Origin of the sequence: Pseudomonas sp. SIMBA_067, assembly GCF_046534675.1 — a bacterium.
GTDB lineage: Bacteria > Pseudomonadota > Gammaproteobacteria > Pseudomonadales > Pseudomonadaceae > Aquipseudomonas > Aquipseudomonas putida.
The window spans coordinates 1-279 of sequence record NZ_JAWRYH010000291.1 but is presented as its reverse complement, the minus strand read 5'-3'; the positions used below and the strand labels follow the sequence as shown (position 1 = coordinate 279).

1 pseudogene is annotated in these 279 nt (G+C 53.8%); it reads right to left on the bottom strand.

From position 1 onward, the window contains the following. Positions 1-279, bottom strand: a pseudogene (gene pyrG / locus SB765_RS29140) (CTP synthetase); the annotation flags it as partial.

Below are 279 nucleotides of genomic sequence, written 5' to 3'. Positions count from 1 at the left end.
ACGGCCATCTGACGAATCGCTTCCAGGAACGGCAGTGATTCGATATCCCCGACCGTGCCGCCGATTTCGACCAGTACCACATCATGACCTTCACCGCCTTCAATAATGCGTTCTTTGATGGCGTTGGTGATGTGCGGAATAACCTGAATGGTTGCGCCCAGATAGTCGCCACGGCGCTCTTTGCGCAGGACTTCTGAGTAGATACGGCCAGTGGTGAAGTTGTTACGACGCGACATTTTGGTACGGATGAAGCGCTCGTAGTGACCCAAATCCAGATCG